This is a genomic window from Catenibacterium sp. UBA627, assembly GCF_002299355.1.
Classification (GTDB): Bacteria; Bacillota_I; Bacilli_A; order Erysipelotrichales; family Coprobacillaceae; genus Catenibacterium; species Catenibacterium mitsuoka.
This window is the reverse complement of the sequence record NZ_DBPF01000030.1, coordinates 1-4,652: the sequence shown is the minus strand read 5'-3', so window position 1 is coordinate 4,652 and position 4,652 is coordinate 1. Positions and strand designations below refer to the sequence as shown.

The following is a 4,652-nucleotide window of genomic DNA, read 5'->3' as shown; positions in this document are numbered from 1 at the left end:
CGTGGGAGTAGTCAGAAGTTACATACTATTTCTACTTCATCTTCTGGATCAAAAGGATTCCTTGGAGGAGATAAGATTCAGGCAACAATGGTATTTGAAAGAATAGACTAAAAAATGAGCTGTAACGCATATGTTACAGCTCACTTTTTAATTGATTTTGATAATAATTTGTGTGAATCGTGAAATCTTGTGCTTATAATCGTTAGTTGCTTCAATAATGATATGAAGGATATCATTTGTTTTTACATCATCAGGAATTTCAATCTTGATAGAATCATCTAAACTAACAGAAACATTTCCTTTATAACTAGAAGCATCTTTATAATACTTTGTTTTATAGAGTACATGTTCTTCTTTATTTATATGAAGCTCTACAGTTGTACCTTTATCAGCTTTCATGTCAAGAGATTCCTGGATAGATAGTACAGGCGCTTCTTCTTTATCATCGGTGATACACCAAGAGGCTCTTGCTGCAAGATCTCTTTGAATAGAAGAAACATAATACCACATAGATTCTGTATATTTATCAATATAGAGGTCTTCTACAGGATTCCAATAATTTAAAGTAATTCCCTTAGAATTCTTCTTAGTATTATCTTTTATATATCTTCCAGATAATCCTCCATATGAGAAATCTTCAAGACATCTTAACCCCCATGGCAGTAAACAGAAGAAAGTAGGGGAATCACCTTCAGATAAGAAATCATAAGGAATATGTGTACCCATACCATATTTCTTTCCCCACCAGTCAACAAGAAGACTCTTGTTTGAACCAAATTGTGATCTATTTTCTTCACCTTCATAATACTTATCATCAGCCCAGGTAGCGTAACCACTCATTAAAGCACCCTTATTAAGAATATGTTCTTTCATGAAATCAGCTCTAAGAGTCTCTTTACTGCTTCCTTCGGGCATATTATTCCAGCCGTATCCATAACTGTTCATCATCACACATTTCACAAACTGAATGTTTGGATAAACTTCTGAAATATAGTTCTGATACGTATTATCCTGTTCACCACAGGCAGTTAAAATAACTTTCTTTTCTATTTTTTCTTTGATTGATAACCAGTTCTCATCATCTTTATATTCCTGCTCAATATCATAAAGAGCACGGGCAATTGTATTAGTACCACCCCAAACTTGAATATAAAGTGGTCTAGGATCATCATCTAATATTTTTTCTCTAATTAATTCTGAGCCTGGTGTAGAAGCATCCATTTCTCCTGGATATCCAATATTTCCGACTTTAATAAGATTCCTTAAATGATCAGGAGAAGGGTAGTTGGCATCATGAGTCACAAGATGTTTATAGTCTACAGCATAATCATCCATTACGTCCTGCATCCATTTTATACCAGTCCAGCGATAAGGCTGACCATAATCAGCCTTATCACTTGGCCCAGTCTTTCCTGGTTGTCCTTTCCAATGAAAGATGGATGAGGTCTGTACGATACCCTGTATTTCTATATCATTGGCATAAAGGAGAATATGTCTTAATGAGTTCTGATCATCTACTTCAGCATCCTGAGTGATGATTGTTCTAATAGGGTTTAACATAATTATTTACCAGCTCTTACTTCAATGATTTCTTCTTTTGCAGTCTTAGCACCATAAGATGCAGGAACAATTTCTTTATATTCAGTAGTATTAGTAATAATGACAGGAGTTACATTATCATAACCAGCTTTCTCGATAGCTTCTAGATCAGCTTCAACAAGTAAATCACCAACACTCACTTTCTGTCCTTCTTTAACTAAGACATTAAATCCTTCACCATTCATATTTACAGTATCCATACCAATATGAATAAGTACTTCAGCGCCGTTATTAGACTTTAATCCAACTGCATGGCCTGTTTTTGCAGCCATAATGACTTTACCATCAACAGGAGAGTAGATATGACCATCGGTTAATTTAAAAGCAACACCTTCACCCATCGCTTTTGAAGAAAAGATAGGATCATTCACATCTTCTAAGGGAATCATCTCACCAGTAGCAGGAGAACTGATTGTTTCATCTTTTAAAGTAGTTTCTTCTTTTGCTTCAACTTTGTTTTGTGGAAGCATAGAATCATTAAAACCAAATAAATAAGTACAAATGGCTGAACCAAAATAAGCAATCGCACAAGCAATCACAAAACCGACAAAACCAGGACCAATATAGCCAGGAAGACTTAAAATAGATGTACCAAGTAAAGTAGGGCAGCTAGTACCAGCAGCAGCGACAATCATACCGGCAATAGATGAAAATACAGCAGCAATCGCAAATGGTCTCTTGTAAGGTAGTGTAACACCATAAATGGCTGGTTCTGTAATACCTGCAAGAACTGCAGAGAATGCAGCAGAACCTGATAATTCTTTTAATTTCTTATTTTTAGTTTTTAAGAATACGCCTAGTGCTGCACCAGCCTGAGCCATGTTGTTAGGTCCAGTAATAACGAATAATGTATCTCTACCGTAAGTTGCGATATTATTCATGACGATAGGTACAAAGCCCCAATGAAGCCCAAAGATAATGGCTGCAGGCCAGATCAAACCGACAAATCCTCCAGCAATAATAGGGTTGAATCCCATAATAGCTGTATAACCTGATGCAAGTAATTTACCAAACTTATCCATGATTGGACCGATAACTAAGAAAGTAGCAGGTACCATAATGGAAAGTTCTAATAATGGTGTTAAGAATAACTTACATACTTCTGGAATAATCTTCTTTAATAGCTTTTCTAATTTGCTTTGAACATATACAGAAATAATGATTGGCATGACAGAAGAAGCATAGCTTACAAGAGTCACTGGTATTGTAAGGAATGTCAATTTCGTACCTTCTGAGTATGCGGCAGTCATAGTTGGATAAAGAAGTGACATCGCAATAGACATCGCAATAAATGGATTACATTTAAACTTCTTTGCAGCTGTATAACCTAAGATAATTGGCATAAAATTAAACACACTATCTGCAGCTGCATAAAGAATTTTGTATGTTCCCATATCAGCAGTTAGTATATTCAATGTAGTGCATAGAATAAGTAATGCCTTCAACATACCGGCACCACACATAACACCAAGCATTGGTGAGAAGATACCAGAAATTGTCTCTAATAGAGTATTAAGAAGGTTTTTGTTTCCTGTATCTTCTATTTCTTCGCTGTTACCAGCATTAATATTTGTACAGCTAAGTACTGCATCATAGACAGTATCTACCTTATTTCCAATAACAACCTGAACCTGTCCTCCTGCTTTCATTACAGTAATAACACCTTCAGTCTGTTTTAAAACATCCATATTAACTTTATCTTCATCAATAAGCTTAAATCTTAATCTTGTTGCACAATGTACAAGTGAGATCACATTATTTTCTCCACCGACATTTTCTACAATCTTTTTAGCTAAAGAAGTATAATCCTTTGCCATTTTTCTTTCCTCCAAAATTGATATTTGTTAAGTTAACTTACATGCTTATCATAATGTTTTGTGAAAGCGATTAAAATATCATAAACACACTTGCAGACTGTCAAAAACCGATGTTATAGTTAGAATAGGTGATAATAATGAAAATAGAAGAATTAAGAAGTAGGATTACTCCACTAACCAAAAAAGAACAATATTATAAAAGTCATCCAAACCATTCAGATGACTATATTGAAAAGCATATTAATAAAGATGATGAAAAAATAGTTCAATTCACAATTGATAGATATCAAACCACAAAAGAAAAACATACTTTATTTTATGATGGGCAGATAATTACAGATGAAGTTCTTGCTTTTCCGATTTATTGTTCAAAACAGACAAGATATTCATTTGTGCCACTGCATACAAGAAACTATGTAGAAATGAAATATGTCTATTCTGGACATTGTTATGCAATTGTAAATGATAAAGAAGTGATACTTCATGCAGGGGATATGATTCTTTTAGATGTTAATTCAAAGCATACAGTCTTAATGCCTACAGAAAATGATATTATCTTCAACTTTCAAATGGATCGCTCTTATTTTAGTGACTCATTTATTAGTAAATTTTCTTCAGTAAACCCGATTGTAACTTTCCTGACAAATATTATTGATCAGAAAGCACAGCATAATGATTATATTATTTTTAATAATAGAGAAGATGATCATGATTATGTAGTGTGGCTTATAGAAATGATTTTGTGCGAGTATTTAGATCCTTCTTTGTTTGCAATATCTATTCTTGATTCCTATTTTTCACTTCTTTTTATAAAAATGGCTCAAAGATATCAGATGAATATGGAACAACAATTTAAAGAAAATAATAAGGGCTACATGACAGAAATCATTCAATACATAGAACAACATTATCGGGATTGTACTCTTATGGAAACAGCAGAGAAGTTCGGCTATAATCCTGATTATCTTTCACGCGCTATTCAAAAAGCAACAGGCTATACCTTTAAGAAGTTAGTAAACTATTATCGTATGGAAGCAGTAGGAAAAGAACTTATCAATACTGATAAACCTATTTATCTTATTGCACAGGAGAGTGGTTTTTCTAATTTAAACTACTTCTATAAGAAGTTTAATGCTTATTTTGGTGGTTTTCCTGCAGACTATAGAAAACAATTCCAGGCAAAATAAAAGAGGCGGATGCCTCTTATAATTTTGCCGCTTTCTGGAAGAAGTAGAA

At 33.8% G+C, this 4,652-nt stretch carries 3 protein-coding genes; 1 reads left to right on the top strand and 2 read right to left on the bottom strand.

What is annotated here, in order from left to right:
• Positions 1–147 precede the first annotated feature (147 nt).
• Positions 148–1,560 carry a DUF1593 domain-containing protein gene (locus tag B2S90_RS01825; protein ID WP_286696471.1) on the bottom strand — a complete coding sequence of 471 codons (1,413 nt, stop codon included), beginning with the start codon at positions 1,558–1,560 and terminating at the stop codon, positions 148–150.
• Between the two features lie 2 nt (positions 1,561–1,562).
• Positions 1,563–3,416, bottom strand: a complete 1,854-nt coding sequence (locus B2S90_RS01820) for a beta-glucoside-specific PTS transporter subunit IIABC (protein ID WP_286696470.1) — start codon at positions 3,414–3,416, stop codon at positions 1,563–1,565.
• Positions 3,417–3,553: 137 nt separating this feature from the next.
• Between B2S90_RS01820 and B2S90_RS01815 the strand changes: the two genes are divergently transcribed.
• Positions 3,554–4,603 (top strand): AraC family transcriptional regulator, encoded by a 1,050-nt coding sequence (locus B2S90_RS01815; protein ID WP_286696469.1) that lies wholly within the window; start codon positions 3,554–3,556, stop codon positions 4,601–4,603.
• The last annotated feature ends 49 nt before the right edge of the window (positions 4,604–4,652 follow it).